The 480-nt window shown below is 45.0% G+C and carries 1 protein-coding gene; it reads left to right on the top strand.

Going from position 1 to position 480, the window contains the following annotated elements; translation table 11 throughout:
* Positions 1–480, top strand: a 480-nt coding sequence (locus tag HT734_RS09095; RefSeq protein WP_191995764.1) for a DUF1542 domain-containing protein, incomplete at both ends; no start/stop codon positions are given.

The raw sequence follows: 480 nt of genomic DNA, 5'->3' as shown, positions 1-480 counted from the left end.
AATCGATGCTCAACCAAGTAACGCAGCAACACCAGAAAAAGCAGCAGAAGCGCAAACAGCAGTAGATGGTGCTAAAGATAAAGGTGTAGCAGATGTTAAAGCTGTAGATCCAGCAGCGGCTAAGAAACCAGCAGCTAAGAAAGCCATCGACGACGCTCTTAAAGCTAAGGAAGATGCAATTGACGCTCGTACAGACTTGACAGATGACGAGAAGAAAGCAGCGAAAGATCTAGCTAAAGCAGAAGCAGATAAGGCTAAAGCAGCAATTGATGCAGCAACAACAGATGCAGCAGTAGATACAGCTAAAGACGCTGGTACTGGAGCAGTTGAAGCAATCAATCCAGAAGCCAAAGCTAAACCAGAAGCTAAGAAAGCTATTGATGACGCTCTTAAAGCTAAGGAAGACGCAATTGACGCTCGTACAGACTTGACAGATGACGAGAAGAAAGCAGCTAAAGAAGCAGCTAAAGAAGCAGCAGA

It is taken from the genome of Streptococcus sp. k-90, assembly GCF_013277565.1.
Lineage (GTDB): Bacteria > Bacillota > Bacilli > Lactobacillales > Streptococcaceae > Streptococcus.
The sequence above is the reverse complement of the archived record's forward strand: the minus strand, read 5'-3'. Positions and strand labels throughout refer to the sequence as shown.